This is a genomic window from Rickettsia slovaca 13-B, from assembly GCF_000237845.1.
In the GTDB taxonomy this organism is placed as follows: domain Bacteria; phylum Pseudomonadota; class Alphaproteobacteria; order Rickettsiales; family Rickettsiaceae; genus Rickettsia; species Rickettsia rickettsii.
In genome coordinates this window covers 149,005-168,658 of the sequence record NC_016639.1, presented here as the reverse complement: position 1 = coordinate 168,658, position 19,654 = coordinate 149,005, and the positions used below count along the sequence as shown (strand labels likewise).

Below are 19,654 nucleotides of genomic sequence, written 5' to 3'. Positions count from 1 at the left end.
ACTAGTATACTACTTAGTGAGATTTAGATATTTTAAAACTTCAGCATCCGGTGAAATTACAAAATTAGTATTCTCTTTCTTTAAAGAATTTTTATATACTAAAAGTGATCTATAAAATTTATAAAATTCCGGATCAACTGAATAAGCAGAATTATATATTTTTGCCGCTTTCTCATCGCCGTCACCTTTAATAATTTGTGCATCTCGATAAGCTTTAGCAAGTATTATTTTACTTTCTTTATCTGCTTTTGAACGAATACGCACGCTTTCTTCTTGTCCTTCCGCTCTAATTTGGGTTGCTTCTTTTTCACGTGCCGTTTGCATACGACGATAAATAGCCGCACTATTTTCTTTTGGTAAGTCTGCTCTTAAAATTCTAACATCTACAACATCAATACCGAAGCTTTTAGCTTCACCGTCCACTTGATTTAAGATATTTAACATTACATTACTACGTTCCTGACTTAAAAGGCTACTTAGCGAGATTTTACCTATCACCTTACGCATTGACGATTCAAGATTACGAGTCAGCCTAATTTTCACACCTTGATAATCATGTACCGTTTTATAAAACATTACAGGATTATTAATTTGGAATTTGGCGTAGGCATCAACAATAACTCGTTTACCGTCAGCAGCCGTTAATTCTTTTGCCTCAACCTCAACATCTAAAAGACGCTTATCAAAAAATTCAACATTTTGAATAAACGGGATTTTAATATTCAGTCCTGGATTTTCTATAGTTCTAACTGCCTCACCAAACTGGAATACTACTGCAGATTGGCGTTGGTCAACTGAAAATAAGGAGCTAGAAATCAGTATCAACCCAAAAACAATTGTAAAAATTATATAATAAATCTTTTGTTGCATTTAATATTCCTTGTTGTTTAGATGTCATTTGTGTATAGCGTGAAAAACACGCTTGATGTCATTCCCGCAAAAGCGGGAATGACATATAGCACCCCTATGGTTTAATAGCCATGTGCGGCAGTAGTGCATTATTAATAATCGTTTTATTTGAACCGCCTAATATCTCTTCGACTACTTCTAAATATAATCTATCTCTAGTTACTTGCCTACCTGTAGCATATTGTTTATAAATAGCATTAAATCTTTGGCTATCACCTTCTGCTTTCGATATAACTTCTGCTCTATAACCTTCTGCTTCTTGTATAATCTTTGCAGCCGCTCCTCTAGCTTCCGGCAAAATCTTATTATTATAGGCTTGAGCTTGATTTATTTCTTTTTCTTTATCTGCTTTTGAAGTTTGCACGTCTCTATAAGCGTCTATTACTTCGGCAGGCGGCTCGGCTTTTAATAATTGTACTTTCTCAATCATAACGCCGGCATTATAACTATCCAATATCTTCTGTGCTAATTTCTCTATTTTATAAGTAATCTCCTGCTTTTGATCGGATAATACCCAAGAAATAGGAGTATTGCCTATGACTTCCCTAACGGCACTCTCGACTGTTGCTTTTACTGTTTCTGCAGGTCTTTGTACGTTAAAAATAAAATCTTCAAGATTATTAATATGCCACATTACGTCACAATTTAAAGCAATGATATTTTCATCACCGGTGAGCATTATACTTTCACCGGCAATATTTTTAGTATTATCGCCACCGCTACGCAGAGAGCTATTTGTGCGATAACCAATCTCAATCCGACGTGATTGTTTAACTTTCTCAACTATTATCTTTTCAAAAGGTGCCGGTAAATGATAATTAAGCCCGGGGTAGCCCTTACGCACAAAACGCCCAAATCTTATTACCGCTGCTTCTTCGCCTTCTTTTATTTCATAAATACCCGAAGCGAGCCATAAAGCAACCACTGCAACAACAGCTAAAATTATTGTTTTAGCATTGAAATTAAACGGGAATTGAAATTGATCAAAATTAAATTGATTTTTACGCGGTCTTGTGAATATGTTATCTTCTTTATCAGAATCAAAATCTTTCCATGGGGATTTTTTTAAAATTGAGATATGTTTTTTATTAAGCATTTGCTTTATTGTTTTATATTATTTTTAAAGATGAGATAATTATATATATTATAGTATATAACGTCAAGTTACGAGCTTAAACAGCTTTAAAAAGGAAATTTAATTATGGCGAATTTACACCAACGACAAATTATAGATAAAATTCAGCATATTACCTTTAAAGACGGTACTTTTTTAAATGAAATTATATCGGATATTATAATTAAAGGTAATAATATCGGTTTCTCAATAGATATATCAGGTAAAAACAAGTTAGAAGCCGAAGAAATTAGACTTAAGGCAATTAATAAACTTAACGAGATTTCGGAAGTAAATAAAATAACAATTGTTTTTACCGAAAGTAAACCGATGGAGAAAAAAGTTCAAAAACCAAAACATTTTGTAGAAAATGTAAAAAAAATTATCTTAGTAGCGTCAGGTAAAGGCGGAGTCGGAAAATCTACAATATCGGCTCTTATCGCTCAGCAGTTAAGTCTAGCAAATTACCGAGTCGGGATAGTAGATGCAGATATTTACGGTCCGTCAATTCCGCATATATTCGGCATTAACGAAGTACCGCAAACGAAAGATGGACGAATAATACCGGTACTTGCTCAAAGCATCGAAATTATATCTATAGGCTTCTTCGTTAAAGACCACTCGGCAATTATTTGGCGTGGTCCTATGGCGAGTAAGACTATTTATCAATTATTATCGGTAACAAAATGGGATAATTTAGATTATTTAATTATCGATATGCCGCCGGGAACAGGTGATATTCATTTAAGTATACTAGAAAATTATCATTTAGACGGCGTAATAATCGTAACTACACCACAAAAAATATCAGAAATAGACGTAATACGTTCTATAGATTTATATCAAAAACTAAATTTACCTATTTTGGGAATAATTGAGAATATGAGCTATATGCTTAAAAATAATAGTGGCGGACATTTATCACAAAAATATAATATACCACTAATCGCTCAAATTCCGATCACACCACAAATAGCCGAGGCTTGCGATAAATCACTACCTCTAACAAACTTATTAACATTACCTTTAGAGAAGTATTTACAATGAAAATACACGTATTGGAGGATGATAGAACAGGCAACACCCATCAGGCTATTGCACTTGCTGAAAAATTAATGGAAGAATATACAACAATTAAGCTTGAATATAATTGCTTAGCTAAGCTACCGAACTTTTTACTAAAATATTATCCTATTCATATAAAAAGTGAGCTATTGCAGTATCTTTTGGATAAGTCCCCGCCTGATATGATAATTACCGCTGGAAGAAGAACGGCAGTACTAGCATTTTATTTAAAAAAGAAATTTAAAGATATCAAGTTAATACAAATAATGCAGCCTAATCTTCCTTACAATGCATTTGATGCCGTTATTCTGCCTTATCATGACCAACGTCATTGCGAAGCCACAAAGTGGCTGAAGCAATCTCAGGGCTTTTTTACTAGATTGCTTCGTCAATACTTCGTATTTCCTCGCAATGACGACTTTAAAAACATCATCCCCATCAACGGAGCTATCAACAACGTAACTGAACAGTTCGCCGCAGCGAACTTGGAACTCCAAAAACATTATCCTAATCTTAAACAGTTTATTGCAGTGATAATCGGTGGGAATAATAAAAAATTTAATTTCCATGAAGATGAAGCAGTTTTATTTGCTTCATTATTAAATAAAATATATACTAATCAAAAAATACCTTTTTTCATTAGTTTTAGTAGACGTACACCACACACTGTAAAATCAATTATTAAAAATAATATGCCGTCCTCCACAATTATTTATTACCCGAACGAAGAAGCAGGCTATAATCCTTATATAGCTATGCTCTCCAAAGCAAAATATATAATCTCTACGGCCGACTCAATCTCAATGTGCAGTGAAGCAGCTTCAAGCGGCAAGCCTCTTTATATATTCTGCCCACCAAACTTTAATTCTTCAAAGCATAAGATTTTTATAAAGCAGTTAGTAGAACAGAAGATAGCAAGAATTTTTGATAAGTCGGCTATTGCTCTAGAAGAATATAGCTACAAACCCTTAAATGAAGCAGAAAGAGTAGCTGAAATTATTAAATCTTTAATCAAAAGCTGGTAATTATATGGATAAAGATATACAATCATATATATTCATTAATAAGCTAAAATCTTTACCGTTTGTCAACGAAATATGGCTTTTTGGCTTCTCGTGCTAGAGGGGATAACGATGAGCGTTCTGATATTGATATTGCAATTATCTGCCCTAATATTCCAAGATCAAGAATGGCTAGCAGTTATTTCTATTATAGAGAATGCCGACACGCTTTTAAAAATAGATTGTGTAAGGTTTGAAAGTACTAAAATAAGCTCTGAGCTTTATAAAAATATATTAAAAGAAAAAAAATTATATATGTCAAAAATAAACCTTAAACTTGAAAAATTTCGTAAAGCTTTTATGACGCTTGAAGATATTTATTTAAAACCGACAACAGAAGATAGGGCTTATATTGATGCCACTATACAAAGATTTGAATTTACTTTTGAACTCGCTTGGAAGTTTTTAAAAGAATATTTTTCTCAAAAAGGCACATTTCTTCACTATCCTAAAGAAGTGATAAAGGAGGCTTTTGTTCCGGTATTATAAATGATGAGAGTTTATGGATTTATATGCTTACTGATCGTAGTAATATGATATCTTATACTTACGATAAAAAGCTTGCTGATGAAATATATAACCGAATAAGAAATTATGTTCCTGAACTTAAGAAATTACTAAATATCATTGATTTAAAGATTTAATAATACCTTGCAGAGTTTGGACTTCAGGGGAAGAGAGACTATTTATACGTGTAAATATATTAGTGATATTTTGTTGCATAGCAGTTTTTTTGTCGGGAGCCTTGAAGAATCCGGCTTTATCGAGTTTGCCGAATAAATTTACTAAAAAATGCTCTATTTCTTCTTTAGTAGCTAATTTTTGAATGTTATGTACATCCTCTCTGGGCGTAGAATTACGCAACAACTCATAGCATATAATAATAACCGCTTGAGCAATGTTTAATGAGCTAAATTCGGTTGTATTAATAGTGATAATCTTATTAGCAAATGCGATTTCTTCGTTGCTAAGCCCATTATTTTCCCGTCCGAACATTATCCCGACTTTTTCAGAATTTGGATAATCTAAAGGTAAATTTTGTGAAAATACATAATCTTTATTCATAGCCCTTTTAATGCAAGTAGTAGCATATAAATATTCGAGGTCTTTAATGCTATCCTCTAGGCTATCAAAAATTTTTGCATGATCTATAATATTAACCGCTCCGACTGCATTACTACGTGCTTGCTCATTAGGCCAGCCGTCTCTTGGAGCCACGATTCTAAGCTCATTTAAGCCAAAATTCTTCATTGCTCTTGCAGTAGCACCGATATTCGCACCCATTTGCGGGGCAACTAATATTATTATTGGATTCATTTTAATAATTTTTTGTAACTAAGCAGGTATAGGCAATCGCTACGGCGTCAGCTTCATCAGAATTGGTAATTAAGGCAGTGCCAGACAGCAAAAGCTTTATCATATGCAACATTTGGTCTTTCTCTGCATGCCCATATCCTGTTACGGTTTTTTTTACCGTATTTGGCTTAAACTCTCGCATGTCCAAATTATATCTACCGATCAGCGACATTATCGCCCCTCTAGCATATCCAAGCTTTAAAGAAGTCACGCTATTAGTATTAACAAATGTTTCTTCAATCGCTGCCATATTTGGTTGATATTCTAATATTACTTTTTCTAATGTACTATTAATAAAAGCAAGTCTATGATGAATTGCATCCTTACTATTTGTTCTAATAATACCACTAGCTAAATATTTCAACTGTGTGGTCTCCTTTGCCACTACTGCCCATCCAAGACTCCCAAGTGCCGGATCAATCCCAAGTATTATCATGATTATTTAATGTTATTTTTATTGGCATTATTATATGGCTTTTATGTCATTCCCGCTTTCGGGGGAATGACATCGAAAACGATCCAACAAAGCCTGTCAAGCCACAGGGTGACAGCTTTATATCTTCATATACTGATAAAATTCTTGATTATTCTCCCACAGCTCACGCACCTTAACGAATAAAAATAAATGAACAGGAAATCCAAAAAACCTCTCCATTTGCATTCGGGATTTTGCTCCTATTTCTTTGATTTTAGAGCCGTTTTTACCGAGTATTATAGTTTTATAGCTCTCTCTTGAAACTACTATAACTTGATTAATCTTTACGGATTTGTCTTTAAGATCTTCCCATTTTTCGGTTTGTACGGTTAATTTATAAGGGAGTTCTTTCTGCAAATTTAAAAATAACTGCTCTCTTGTAATTTCTGCTGCAATAAAACGCATAGGTAAATCCGTTATGTCGTCTTCCGCATAAAGCCAAGGAGAAATTTTGGCCTTACTTGTTATATATTCAAGTAATCCATCAATATTTTTGCCTGATAAAGCAGATATAGGAAAAAGCAAGCTATCAGGATGATTTTCTGTTAAAAAAGCTTTAATGTCATTTAGATATTTTGATTCGATGTCTATTTTGTTCAATAAAAATATCGGAACAATATTAAGTGAGCGAAGCTTATCTACAATATTATGCGTTATATCATCAAACGACTTTAGACTATCAATAATTAACAGAACTAAATCCGCACTATGCAAACTAGACCACGCACATCTTACCATTGCTTTCTCTAAGCTCCCTTTCGGCTCAAATATACCGGGCGTATCGTATAAAATTACCTGTGTATCTTTTAAGGTAATAATACCGGTAATAATTGACCTAGTAGTTTGAACTTTTGGGGTAACGATTGAAAGCTTCTCACCGATTATTCTGTTTAATAAAGTTGATTTTCCGCTATTAGGTCGCCCGATTATACAAACCGATACCGTTTTCTGATTAGACATCTTCCCAAACTTCACTTCTAGAGGTAATTTAGACGTCGATCCAGTACTCGCATCCTCGCGTACTGCGGCGGCAAGTGCTTCCGTGTCTCCTTTAAATTCCTCTCTATAAGCGAATTTGGCAAGATGTCTATTAGTCATTTTTAAGTCTATGCAATAAGCTGCGTGCTGCGTTTTTCTCTGCTTCTTTTATTGCGTGACCAGTGCCTGTTTGTTCATAATCTTTTACTTTTACAAGAACCGTAAAAGTCGATGAATGGGAGGCTCCTTCTCTTTTTATCAGACGATATATAGGTAGGTGATGATCACTAGCTTGAGCCCATTCTTGTAAAGCAGTTTTTGGGTCATAATCCGTTAAATTCTGAACTTTTATAAATTCTGCCCATAACTTCTCGATAATATCATGGGTTGTTTCAATATTGCTATCAAGATATATAGCTGCAATTAAAGCTTCCGTGGCATTTTCTATATTATTAAGATTATCACGCCCGCCTGCTACTTCTTCGCCATGAGTCATAATTATATAATTTTTTAAAGTAAGTTTAGCTCCAACCATGCATATTGTTTCTTTGCAAACCAAATATGATCTAATTTTAGCTAAATTCCCCTCATTATAATTTGCAAAATTTCTAAATAAAATTTCTGTGATTACTAAATTTAATACGGCATCACCTAGAAATTCTAATCGTTCATAATCTTTATCATCCTTGTACTCGTGATGTTGCCTTAAAGACGGGTGACTCAACGCCTCTATTAAAAGCTCTTTATTTTTGAAACTATAGCTAAGTAGCTTTTCTAACTTCTCAAATGATTCCATTACGCATCCGTGTTATAAAGATTTCTGAAAATTCGATTTAACCTAACAGATTCAATCCATGGCTTTAACTTTAGTATTAGATTAATAACTCCTATATCATTATCCCACCAAGTTATTTTTGTTGAGAACCAAATAAATTGTGCTTTAGCAATAAAATTTTCAAACGGTACAAATCCAAGATTTACTCTACTATCATTTGACTGATCTCTATTATCCCCTAAAAAGAAATATTTCCCTTCAGGTACATAAAAAACATCCGTATTACCGTATCTATCATTATATATAACGCCATAAATAGGAGCAAGCTTATAAGAAAAATATGTTCTACCGTTTGGCAGTGTTTCTTTAAACTTTAAATATTTTATTCCCTCTTCGCTTATATAAGTTCCAACTTCCGTGCGTTCTATTTTTTTGTCGTTAATATATATTACGTCATCAATCAATTGAATTTTATCACCGGGTAGCCCTATTAAACGCTTTATATATCTAACACTCATATCGTTAGGCGGACGAAAAACTACAATATCGCCACGATCCGGTTCACGAGCAAATATGCGCCCTTTAAAAAGAGGAATAAAATCAAAAAAAGATAAAGAATAATTACTATAACCATAACTATATTTCGTAGACAATATATAATCATTCTCAAGTATGGTTGCTTTCATAGACCCGGTCGGAACGGTAAACGGCTCCATAATAAGTATTCTAATAAGTAAAGCGATACATATTACAAAAGCAAAAGACCCCCACTCTTGCTTAGCTGTTTTATTAGTGTTTGATTTTGTATTATCTGTTTGCATAATCTCTTAATTATTTATAAATTGGAATCGTCATTGCGAGGAAATTACAAAGTAATTGACGAAGCAATCTCAGGAGTGTGTTATTATTTCATGAGATTACCACGCTCCTTTCTCCTTTCAGTCGCTCGCAATGACGGCTTAGTATCCACGCAGGCAATATCTCCTCGCAATGACGATAAAAAGTCAAACCACACTATCACTCTTTATCCTTGCCTCAATCTCGCTTCTAAAATGGCGTATCAGCCCTTGAATCGGCCAAGCTGCCGCATCACCTAAAGCACAGATAGTATGCCCCTCTATTTCTTTCGTAACGTTAAGGAGTTCGTCTATCTCAGATTTTTTGACATTACCTTTAACTAGTCGCATCATAACTCGCCACATCCAGCCCGTACCCTCACGGCAAGGAGTACATTGCCCGCAAGATTCATGCATGTAAAATTTACTAAGCCTTGCTATTGCATAAATAATATCGGTAGATTGATCCATAACTATAATACCGCCTGTACCAAGTCCAGAACCTGCTGTTCTTAAACTATCAAAATCCATATCCACTTCACATAATGACTTAGGAAGTAAAGGCACGGAAGAACCGCCCGGGATTATGGCTTTAAGATTATCCCATCCACCACGAACACCACCCGCATATTTCTCAATCAATTCTTTTAACGAAATGCCCATTGCTTCCTCAACATTACAAGGCTTGTTAACATGCCCTGATATGCAGAAAATCTTAGTTCCCGTATTGTTAGGTTTACCTATACCAGCAAACCAGCTAGCTCCTCGTCTTAAAATGGTTGGCACTACTGCGATAGACTCAACATTATTTATAGTAGTCGGACAGCCATATAACCCAAAGCCGGCAGGAAAAGGCGGCTTTAAACGAGGCATACCTTTTTTGCCCTCTAAGCTTTCAAGCAATGCCGTTTCTTCGCCACAAATATAAGCACCCGCCCCACGATGTAAATAAATATTACAATCAAAGCCCGAACCGCAAGAATTCTTTCCTATTAACCCTTCTTTATAGGCTTCATCTAAGGCACGCTGAATATTAGAGGCTTCATTATAAAACTCACCTCTAATATAGATATAACAATTATTCGCTCCTATAGCAAAGCTTGCAAGCAAGCAACCTTCTATTAATTTGTGCGGCTCAAACCTTAATATATCACGATCCTTACAAGTGCCAGGCTCAGACTCGTCGGCATTTACTACTAAATAGCAAGACTTCTCTAAATTTTTAGGCATAAATGACCATTTCATACCGGTAGAAAATCCGGCACCTCCTCGCCCTCTAAGCCCTGATTTCTTAACCTCTTCAACGATGAAATCTCTACCTTTATCAAGCAAAGCTTTAGTATTCTCCCAATCGCCTCGCTTCTTGCTAGATTTCAAATCATGGCTTTGCTGCCCATGCAGGTTAGTAAAAATTTTGTCTTCTTCTTTTAGCATAAACTATCCTCGTTATGGCTTAAAAACGTCATTGCGAGGAAAAATTGAAAATTTTGACGAAGCAACCTCGTGCCAAAATCCTGAGATTGTCACGGCCACTCGCAATGACAATAAAGCCGGCCCAAACAACAATGCCTGCTCGCAATGACGATTCTTTACCTTTCTATTACTTTTTTATTAAACTTCCTATTAACAAACATTGTAAGTATCGGAGCAGAGATAAAAATTGAGGAATAAGTACCGGCTATTATCCCAAAAAATACAAGTACGCTAAAACTACGGATTGCCTCACCGCCAAAAAGAATAAGGGTTAAATTGGCAAGTAGCGTGGTAATGACAGTTAAAATAGTTCTTGATAAAGTCTCATTAATACTTAAATTTATAATTTCCGTGATATTTTTTTTATGATATTTACGTAAATTTTCTCTAATCCTATCATATATTACTACCGAATCATTAACGGAATAACCTATAATAGTTAACACTGCAGCAATAGTACTTAAGTTAAAATCAAGCTTTGTCATACTCATAAACCCAAGAGCGAGTATTACGTCATGCACTAAGGCGATAAGTATACCAAGACCAAAATACCACTCAAAACGCACCCAAATATAAACCATAATCGCTAAGAAAGAGAATAGCATCGCCATAGCCCCCGCTTCTATTAGCTGCCTACCGACTTGCGGACCGACAAAATCTACCTTACGATATTCAAACTTATACGGAAAATTACTTTGCAAAGATCCTTTAATTAACTCAATATTTTTCATGAGATTTTCTTCACTACTACTACCGAATCTAATCGATAAATCACGCTCACTACCGAAATTCTGTAAGACCACCTCACCTATTCCAAGCTTGCCTAGAACCCCACGCATTTTTGGCAAATCAGGAACTTGATCAAGCCTTACTTCAATAACTATACCGCCGGCAAAATCAATACCGAAATTAAATTTATATATACCGATCCAAATAAAGCTAATGAGTGATAAAATAATTGAGAAAGTGTAACTAACTTTTTTAAAATTCATAAAATCAAAATCGATTTTATTAGGTAAAAGTCTTAAAGGATAAATTTGCATTATTATATATTTTGTTGAATAAGGATTATATTTGTATTATATAGTAAATTCAAAAAGGTTAAATGATTTTTTATGTCAGAAGTAGTAGTAAAAGAACAATTAGAGCAATATATAAGCAAAATAGAAAGATTAGAACAAGAAAAAGCTGATTTATCTCAAGAAGTAAAAGATATCTTCCAAGATGCTTCTTCACATGGATTTGATGTTAAAGCTATGAAATCTATATTGAAACTAAAGAAATTGGATAAAGATAAACTTGCCGAGCAGGACGCTATGCTTGAGCTTTATAGAGATACTTTAGGGATTTGAGGCATACGTCATCGCGAGGAAATTACGAAGTAATTGACGAAGCAATCTCAGGAGTTTGTTATTATTTCATGAGATTGCCATGCAGCCTACGGCTGCTTGCAATGACGTATTTAGTATTCACGTAGCAATGCACTCTTTCGCAGTAATGACATAAGAGATACAAATATATTTAAGCTTTTGCTGCCTTAGTTTTAGCAATAGGGATATGTCTCTCTTTAATTCTAGCCGACTTACCGCTTCTATTTCTTAAATAATAAAGTTTAGCACGACGAACTACTCCGTATTTTACTACATCAATAGAGTGTACTATCGGCGAGTAAGTCATAAAGCGTCTTTCGACTCCTTCACCGTGGCTAATTTTACGTACTAAGAAAGATGAAGTAATACCGCGATTTCTTTTTGCGATAACTACACCTTCATAAGCTTGAAATCTTTCCGTTAATTTTTCCTTACCGTCTTTCTCAATCGATCTATCAATAATTTTAACAGTTACTTTAACTGTATCGCCGGCTTCAAAATCAGGAATTTTTTTATTTGCAGTACGCTTTGAAATATTTTCCTGTTCAAAGCGGTCAATAATATTCATTTTTTAACTCCTTAACTCTATAAATCTTTAAGTAACTCCGGACGGCGTAATTTAGTAATCATATGTGATTGCTCTTTTTTCCATTCATTAATTAGCCTGTGGTTACCGGATAACAAAACACTCGGTACAGCTCGATCACGCCAAATTTCAGGTCTTGTATATAGGCTGCATTCAAGCCCGCCCTTAAATTCCCCGTCTTCTTCAAAAGACTCAGAAGATAAGGTATTTTGGTTCATTAAAACACCTGGCAGTAGTCTAATTAAGCAATCGAGAATGGTGAGGGTAGGTATTTCTCCGCCGGATAAAATGTAGTCGCCTACACTAATTTCTTTAACATTATACTCTTCAATTACACGTTCGTCAATCCCTTCGTAACGTCCACATAAGAATATGAGGTTTTTATTTTTTAACATCTCTTTAGCAAAGCTTTGGGTAAAGACTCTACCGCGAGGTGAAGGATAGTACATTTCAGCATTAGGATTTAAAGCAAGAGCATGATCTATGCTACTGCCTAGAACATCAGGACGCATTATAAGCCCGTTACCACCGCCATAAGCCTCATCATCAATATTTTTATGCTTAGTTAAACCGAAATCTCGAATATTAATAACGTCATATGACCAAATATTTTTATTTAGTGCTTGTCCTGCTAAAGAATGTCCTAGAGTTCCAGGAAACATTTCAGGAAAAACGGTTAAGATTGTGGCATGAAGTATAGACATACGTTTAAAATAGTAGACAGTACCAATTAACGCAATAAAATTATAATTTAATTATTTATCCCACCCACCTGTCCTATAATCTTCTTTTCTTTGTTTTTTAGCAGCAGCTGTTGTACCACTCCTAAATGCTTCAGCTTTTTGTTGATGCGTTTTATGAGCTTGATCACTTTGAAATTTTTGAAATTCTGCTTTCTTAGCAGCTTCTATATTAATGGACTTGTTATTTTCTCTAAGCGTCTCATAGCATCTTTATCTAAACTAATACCTGCTTCTTCTTTTGCTTGCTGCTCTATTTTTAATGCTGTCTTATAACCTGCTGCTGCGTTTTTAGCTATAACTTGCCTCTGCATCAACCCACTTTTCTAGAATCTTTCTTCATTGCATCATTATATGGATTTATCTTATTATTTTTAATATCCTTTATTTGTTTTTCTGCTTTCTTTTTATCAAAAAATCTTCTGGCATAACTTCCCCCAAAATTTAAGTTAAAAATATATCTATAGTTGCATATATTTCAAAAAAAGTTAATAAAGAAAAATAGAGGTATAAGTAATTAAAAATTAACCAATTTGTGTTATAAAAACTTCATCACTTCCTCAGCGATGATTAGCTCTTCGTTTGTCGGCACAGCGAAAACTTTAACCTTACTGCTTTCAGCGCTTATTAGATGCTCATTTTTTTGGTTTTTTGTATCATCTATTTTAATGCCTAGCCATAAAAAGTTTTTCAGTAATCATTTCTCGTATTACAGCGGAATTCTGTCCAACACCGGCAGTAAAAATTAGACAATCAACTCCCTCAAGTGCAGCAGTTAGCTTACCTATTTCAAGTACAATGCGATACACAAATAACTATAGCAAATTGAGCATCAGGTGAGTTACTGGCAAGCAAAGTACGCATATCGGAGCTTTCACTGGACATACCGAGTAATCCTGATTTCTTATATAGTAACTCGGTTACTGCTTTCGTAGTCATTTGCTCATGATCGATAAGATATAACACTACTCCAGGATCAAGGTTACCTGTCCTTGTACCCATCATAACACCGTCAAGTACGCTAAAGCCCATGGAACTTGTTAAACTAAGACCGTTTTTAATAGCACATAGACTACTACTACGTCCTAAATGAGCTATAATAGTCTTGGTAGGTAAATCGTCCTTTGTCATTTCGTTAAAATGGCTGCTAACATATTTATATGATAACCCATGAAAACCGTAACGAATTATCCCTTTATCATAATATTTTTTCGGTAAACCGAAAGCTTTTGTAATAGGAGGATTGGTAAAATGAAACGACGTATCAAAACAAGCTATATGTGAGATTTCTTTATATTTTTGAAGAAATAAAGCCAGTACCTGCAAATTATAAGGTTGATGCAAGGGGCTTAGAGGTATTAATGCTCTTAAATCTTCACTAACTTTTTCATTAACAATAACCGGTTTATTAAAAATTTTCTCGCCATGGACAATACGGCGACCGGTTGCAATTAACTTGAGATTTTTTTGTTTTTTCCACCAATCTTCAAAAAGATCAATAATCATTTCAATAGCATCATCTTTAATGTCGGTAGCAGATGCCTGTGTTTTATTTATATGAAATAATATTTTATTATCATTTTTTCTAAAAAAATATTATAAATTTTATCCTTAACTTTTTCATTCTGAATTTCAAAAATAGAAATTTTCAAACTAGATGAGCCGGCATTAGCTATTAAAATAACATTTTTCATTATTTACCTGCTTGGATATGTAGCTTCGCCTTAGTGTGATTATAAATAAATGAAGCAAGTACACAGGAAATAATACGCATATCCATAGGATCGGCTCTACTTGTTAAAATAATAGGCACACGGGCTCCAAGAACGATACCCGCCATAACCGCTTGACCCAAATATTTTAGCTGCTTTGCAAGCATATTGCCTGATTCAAGATCAGGTACTACTAATATATCAGCATTTCCTGAAACTGAAGAGCTAATGCATTTTGCTTCTGCAGCAAATAAAGAAATAGCATTATCAAACGCAAGCGGTCCGTCAACTATAGCATTCGTAATTTGCCCTCTATCTACCATTTGCGATAAAGCAGCAGCATCAAGGGTTGTAGGGATTGCAGAAGTTACCGTCTCAACTACCGATAATACCGCAACTCTAACCTGCTTGTCTTCTCTGATCATATGCATTAAATCAATAGCATTCTGCACTATATCACGCTTATCTTCTAGAGTAGGACGAATATTAATAGCAGCATCGGTAATAATGAACGGTTTTGGAAAGGTAGCAACTGCCATTAAGAAAGCATGGCTTATACGACGTTCAGTACGTAGAGTCCATTCTCCTTATAAACTACCACAGACATAAGCTTATCAGTATGAAGCGCCCCCCTTTGGCATAATAGCCGCAACTTCCCTTTTCTTCGCAAGCTCTACGGCTTTTTTTGCTGCTTCGTGGCTATGCTCAACATTAATTACTTGATAATCCTCAAGATCGACATTATTAACTTTTGCTACTGATTCAATTTTATGTTGTAGACCAATCCCGGTTTTATTACATTAAATTGTGCCGCTCTAACTGCACCAAGTAATGATTCTGTATCGATCGGATGAACTACTGCAGTTTTAACAGGCTTAAAGCCGTCGGCTCTAAGTAATAGATCGATGAAATGCTTTGCTGCTTCATCACAGTCAGGATCATTGATTTCTTTTGGAGGAGTATAAGTAGTACCTAATTTCTTAGCTAGAATGGCATCTAAAAAAGTCTCGTTTATTATATGTTGCTTCTTCATAAACCCATTAATAAATTAATCACTAACTTAATTAGATAGTATATAAGTTAATTAATAAAGGGAAAACTAATTATTGTTTTTAGCGGGCATTTCTTAAATGCTATTAACGCAACAGTGTATATTCGAATTCCGTGTAGGCATTGTTGCGTAGTTCGGAAAATACCCTTATAATGTCATTCTCGCAGAAACGAGAATCCAGTAAAGCATAAAAAAACTTGTTTTTTATATGCTTATTTTATCAAATATGTAACTTCTGTATCAATATTGAAGTTATTTTTCTGGATTCCTGCTTTCGCAGGAATTACATAAGAGCTATATATCAATCATTTAAATAATTTCCAATTTCGTTCTTGCGGTGGAGAATCTTCTCTTCCTTCAGAAAAAAATCATTAGTAGGATTTGAGCTTAGTTCTGTAAATAGTTCTTCCCAACTTTTTGCGGTTTTAAGCTTTTATCTGATGATAAATACTTGAGTTCTTCAGAACCATTTTTAGTTTGATCGTTCATCAATATGTTTGTTTTTACATATTCTATATACTGTAATTGTTAAAAAAAACAATTATTAGTTATTCTACTTCATATTTCTTAAATGATCTTCTAATTTTCTTAGCTTTCTACCCTCGTTTACTATAGGCTTTACATAGGTTTGCATTTTGGCATTTTCTCTATATTTATTAATCTTATCGATCTGAGCATTGACTTCATCGGTAATGGCTTGCTTTCTATCCTCTATTTTATTTAATACTTCAGTACTATATTCATAATTTTTAACATCAGCATTAAAGTTATTAAGCTCTTCTGTAATCTTTTGGTCTATTTCAGCTCCCTCGGCGGTATCGTTAACTTTTTGTGCTATTAATGCCGGCATTTCTTCGATCTTGATATCATCTCTTTTGAAATGATCTTTAAGCTCTTTATAAGTTTGCTCTAAATTTTCCTGGGCTTTCTCGTGCATAATATCATAATGCTCTTGGCGACGAATATATCGATCTCCATCTATAAATTCTGCATGTTTTCTATGAGCGTTATCTATCATATCGCGCATCTGAGAATCAGTAGCTTTCTCACGCATAAATCTGTCGCCCATCATTACCGGTTCACCTTCCTCAAATAACCTACCATGCACCTCATGAATAAGCTTTCTTTGAGCTAATTCTTGATAATATTCCACATCACTATGTCTACCTGCTTTTTCTAGTATTGCTAGATATTCCGGTGATAATATATCTGCTTGAGCAGCTAGCGCCTCCTTATTAATATGCATTTGGAGCTCTTCATGTTCTCGTGCTTTTTCATCATCTTTTAATTTTTCGCTATAAGTTCTAAGCCTTGGATCGTTATATTCAAAATCATGCCATTCGGCACTGGTTAGATTACCCTCATAAGCATCACGTAAATCTTTACCGACTATTGCAGTTAAAGCTCCTCTTTTTATTCCTGTATAACCTGCATATATTTTTTCGCCTATACCTACACGCTTTTCTTCTTTTAATTTACGTTTTGTATCAACACGATGCTCTATCTCTTGCCAACTTCTAAGCACTCCTATATTCTTACCGAACAGACCAACACCTCGCCCGGACATTTCTTGGTGAGCATTTTTATAAGCATCTTGATAATCTCTAGTAAAGTTTGCATCGCTAGCGAGTTCACGTAAGTTAGCATCTTTTAATGACTTATCAAGCTCAGCTTTTTGTTCTTTACTTAAAGCAGCGTAATCTTTCACTCCATATTTATTTGCAGCAATTTTATCTCGAAGCTGAGTAAACTTCATTTGCGATAGTTCTTTTGCTTTTAATTCATTCCCCTTAGGTAAATTCTTTAATAATCCTGCAATACCGTTTTCATAATCCGTAATAGCATTCATTTTTACATCTTTAGAATCTATACCGTATTTTCTCTTAACCTCATTTTGTACGGTTTTATTTGCTGAAGAACCGAGAGCTTGCTTTTCAAGCCTTCCCATCATCATATTTTCAAATTTCTCGGCAAAAAACATACGAACTTGCTCTTTCCCTGCACTTACACGGCTAGTTACAGGTGCACTTACCGTCTTAGCCACATAATTTAGCGGTCTATTCATTTGTTTCGCTGCAGATTCATAAGATTGCTGATTAACTTTTTGTATTTCTGTTAAATTACCTGAAGTACCGGCAATAAATTGTGCCGTCGATATAGCAGTATCGTTAAATTTACTTAGCAAATAAATAGACACAAAAATTAGTAATATCCCGTCAAGTTGGACAAATTTCCCATTTATAAAATTACTAATTCTTTTTGCATCTTTAACTAAATCTAAAAACGGTAATTCAATATAGCGTTCATCTATACACTCATACGCAGCACAATGCTTACATTTATCAGGGTCATTCTTACAAGAATCATCTACTATTATATGATCTTTAGGAACTAATATATTTGCTTTGTGGAAATTATTTATACCGCCTTTCATCGGTACTGGGAACCACCAATAAAATATTGAATGACCCAGGCTTGGATCTATATCCTCAAGGAAGCTACCGAATATTTCATTTATCGGACCTAAATTAGGAAAATCATGTTTACATACTGCAAAACCAAGCGTTGAATATATTTCGGTTCTGATGATCATTGAAATAAAAGCGATACCGGTAAATAAAATTATAGGCTGTAATGCATATGATATTAATTGTCTTAACCAATTCTCAAATAACGAACGAGTTATATTAAACAACATGAAACAAATAAATATCGGTCCCATAATTATAATCATACCGATAGTTATAAGAGCGGTTAGATAGATAATAGTGGCTTTAAATATAAGAAAGAAAATAAAATATAAGGCTATTAAATATAGAATGATATATATAAAACCAAGCCAATCAACAAATAGTAAAGAAAATAATTTAGATAAAGTTTGAGGAGAAATAAGTAACCCAAGCAAGCTTTGAGAACCGGGACCGGTAGCCGAAGCTTCATTAATTATTTGCAGTATTTGCTGAACCCCATCAATAAAAAATACGAATAAATAATCATGAAAAAATGTCCAAGCTTTATCAGTACTTAATAATATTGAGACTATACTAACTTTTAATATTCTAACTATAAGTTCGACATGAGTAAGGTTTATATTACCTATTAAAAAGGAAAAGCCTGTAAACATTATGTATAGAGTTAAAATAGCCGAGACACTCATCCTATAACCCGACGTATCAATTATTTGTTGATAAGTTTTCTTTATAATCCCATCCTTACCAAATAATACTCCTTTTATTAAATCCGTTAAAAATTGTAGCGGATCGGGTCTAGTATCAGTAACTCCGGACTTTATTACTAATCTATATTGCCCGCTATTATCATTATAAAATTTATCTATAATCTTAAAATAAAGAGGAGATTGAGCATATTTTGACTTATCTTCACCTTTATATTGATAATTTATACCGCCGGCTTCCAAGAATTGTCCTGTACTACTAGTACTATAAAATGCATAGCCCGAAGTAAGCTCCTCTCCTAAATGCTGAGTTATACCTTGCGGTTTACTCTGTGAGTCCGGTGAAATATTAGGATCGGTATTTTTAGCGGCAATAAGAAAATAAAGCCCGACACCGTTTGTCATTATACATGGAGCATTACTAATCATTGCATCATTTTGATTTGCGGGATTAGGAGTACACATATCAAGTCTAGTATTATCCCAAAAAGTACACGGTTGTAGCTTAACGCAAAAAGCAGCCAAAGTAGTTGTGTTATTTTTTTGACCATACCATGGACACCATGCAGATAACTGACCTGAAGTATTTTTATCGCCAAGTATATAACTCCACGGTCTTACCATAATGGTTAAAGGATAGCCGTTTACTTTATAAGCACTATCACGCCATGGTGCTACCTGATTACCTTCCTGTCTTGAAGTAATTTCTTCCGGATCATATCTAGCAGAGACATTGAATTTGATAAAACCGAAATCATCAGGGTCAATACAAGTATCGCCGGTACAACCGGAAAGCAGCAATAGCGATATTAATAATGTAATAAAAATATTTTTGTTCATTTATTATGTGTTATTTCCATATGTCTTAATTTCAATGTCATTGCGAGCAACCATAGGGAGCGTGACAATCTCATGAAGCAGTACTAAATTCCTGAGATTGCTTTGTCAATTGCTATGCAATTTCCTCGCAATGACGGT

Annotated in this window: 16 protein-coding genes and 3 pseudogenes; 4 read left to right on the top strand and 15 right to left on the bottom strand. The window is 34.3% G+C overall.

The window, feature by feature from the left end; genetic code table 11:
- Positions 1-9: 9 nt before the first annotated feature.
- Positions 10-870, bottom strand: coding sequence for a protease modulator HflC (gene hflC, locus RSL_RS00870; RefSeq protein WP_004996654.1), 861 nt, complete (start codon positions 868-870; stop codon positions 10-12).
- A 94-nt stretch (positions 871-964) separates the two neighbouring features.
- Positions 965-2,005 carry an FtsH protease activity modulator HflK gene (gene hflK, locus RSL_RS00865; protein ID WP_004996655.1) on the bottom strand — a complete coding sequence of 347 codons (1,041 nt, stop codon included), beginning with the start codon at positions 2,003-2,005 and terminating at the stop codon, positions 965-967.
- Between the two features lie 105 nt (positions 2,006-2,110).
- Here hflK and RSL_RS00860 point away from each other — a divergent pair, with 105 nt between their 5' ends.
- The 3 genes and pseudogenes from RSL_RS00860 (at position 2,111) to RSL_RS09685 (ending at position 4,793) form a co-directional block, all read left to right on the top strand.
- Entirely contained in the window at positions 2,111-3,070 is a 960-nt protein-coding gene (locus tag RSL_RS00860; protein ID WP_014273183.1) for an Mrp/NBP35 family ATP-binding protein, read from the top strand.
- The gene (locus RSL_RS00855; protein WP_014273182.1) at positions 3,067-4,113 is read left to right on the top strand and encodes a mitochondrial fission ELM1 family protein; all 1,047 of its coding nucleotides are present in this window, start codon (positions 3,067-3,069) and stop codon (positions 4,111-4,113) included. Before RSL_RS00860 ends, RSL_RS00855 begins: the two co-directional genes overlap by 4 nt.
- Before the next feature lie 72 nt (positions 4,114-4,185).
- Positions 4,186-4,793 (top strand): annotated as a pseudogene (locus tag RSL_RS09685) (nucleotidyltransferase substrate binding protein).
- On the opposite strand, the gene RSL_RS00840 reads toward RSL_RS09685, so the two are convergent.
- From RSL_RS00840 to secF, 7 genes are all read right to left on the bottom strand, one after another.
- The gene (locus RSL_RS00840) at positions 4,774-5,466 is read right to left on the bottom strand and encodes an RNA methyltransferase (protein ID WP_014273181.1); all 693 of its coding nucleotides are present in this window, start codon (positions 5,464-5,466) and stop codon (positions 4,774-4,776) included. The pseudogene RSL_RS09685 and the gene RSL_RS00840 overlap by 20 nt on opposite strands.
- A gap of 1 nt (position 5,467) precedes the next feature.
- Entirely contained in the window at positions 5,468-5,941 is a 474-nt protein-coding gene (gene ruvC, locus RSL_RS00835; protein WP_014273180.1) for a crossover junction endodeoxyribonuclease RuvC, read from the bottom strand.
- A 117-nt stretch (positions 5,942-6,058) separates the two neighbouring features.
- Positions 6,059-7,078 carry a GTPase Era gene (gene era, locus RSL_RS00830; protein ID WP_014273179.1) on the bottom strand — a complete coding sequence of 340 codons (1,020 nt, stop codon included), beginning with the start codon at positions 7,076-7,078 and terminating at the stop codon, positions 6,059-6,061.
- Entirely contained in the window at positions 7,071-7,754 is a 684-nt protein-coding gene (gene rnc / locus RSL_RS00825; protein WP_004996667.1) for a ribonuclease III, read from the bottom strand. Before rnc ends, era begins: the two co-directional genes overlap by 8 nt.
- Entirely contained in the window at positions 7,754-8,554 is an 801-nt protein-coding gene (gene lepB, locus RSL_RS00820; RefSeq protein ID WP_014273178.1) for a signal peptidase I, read from the bottom strand. The genes rnc and lepB overlap by 1 nt, the downstream gene beginning before the upstream one ends.
- 183 nt (positions 8,555-8,737) lie before the next feature.
- Positions 8,738-10,003, bottom strand: coding sequence for an NADH-quinone oxidoreductase subunit NuoF (gene nuoF, locus RSL_RS00815; RefSeq protein WP_010976831.1), 1,266 nt, complete (start codon positions 10,001-10,003; stop codon positions 8,738-8,740).
- 155 nt (positions 10,004-10,158) lie between these two features.
- The gene (secF, locus tag RSL_RS00810; protein WP_014273177.1) at positions 10,159-11,085 is read right to left on the bottom strand and encodes a protein translocase subunit SecF; all 927 of its coding nucleotides are present in this window, start codon (positions 11,083-11,085) and stop codon (positions 10,159-10,161) included.
- A gap of 72 nt (positions 11,086-11,157) precedes the next feature.
- Here secF and RSL_RS00805 point away from each other — a divergent pair, with 72 nt between their 5' ends.
- Positions 11,158-11,394, top strand: a complete 237-nt coding sequence (locus RSL_RS00805; protein WP_004996682.1) for a DUF2312 domain-containing protein — start codon at positions 11,158-11,160, stop codon at positions 11,392-11,394.
- 169 nt (positions 11,395-11,563) lie between these two features.
- On the opposite strand, the gene rplS is transcribed toward RSL_RS00805, so the two are convergent.
- The 6 genes and pseudogenes from rplS to RSL_RS00775 all read right to left on the bottom strand — a co-directional run bounded on the left by rplS (position 11,564) and on the right by RSL_RS00775 (position 19,516).
- The gene (rplS, locus tag RSL_RS00800) at positions 11,564-11,980 is read right to left on the bottom strand and encodes a 50S ribosomal protein L19 (RefSeq protein WP_014273176.1); all 417 of its coding nucleotides are present in this window, start codon (positions 11,978-11,980) and stop codon (positions 11,564-11,566) included.
- 17 nt (positions 11,981-11,997) lie between these two features.
- The gene (trmD, locus tag RSL_RS00795; protein ID WP_004996686.1) at positions 11,998-12,702 is read right to left on the bottom strand and encodes a tRNA (guanosine(37)-N1)-methyltransferase TrmD; all 705 of its coding nucleotides are present in this window, start codon (positions 12,700-12,702) and stop codon (positions 11,998-12,000) included.
- 203 nt (positions 12,703-12,905) lie between these two features.
- Entirely contained in the window at positions 12,906-13,052 is a 147-nt protein-coding gene (locus RSL_RS09220; protein ID WP_014273175.1) for a hypothetical protein, read from the bottom strand.
- A 224-nt stretch (positions 13,053-13,276) separates the two neighbouring features.
- Positions 13,277-14,432 (bottom strand): annotated as a pseudogene (locus RSL_RS00785) (acetate/propionate family kinase).
- Positions 14,432-15,483 (bottom strand): annotated as a pseudogene (locus tag RSL_RS00780) (phosphate acetyltransferase). Before RSL_RS00780 ends, RSL_RS00785 begins: the two co-directional pseudogenes overlap by 1 nt.
- A gap of 571 nt (positions 15,484-16,054) precedes the next feature.
- Entirely contained in the window at positions 16,055-19,516 is a 3,462-nt protein-coding gene (locus RSL_RS00775; protein ID WP_014273174.1) for a type IV secretion system protein, read from the bottom strand.
- Between the last annotated feature and the right edge of the window lie 138 nt (positions 19,517-19,654).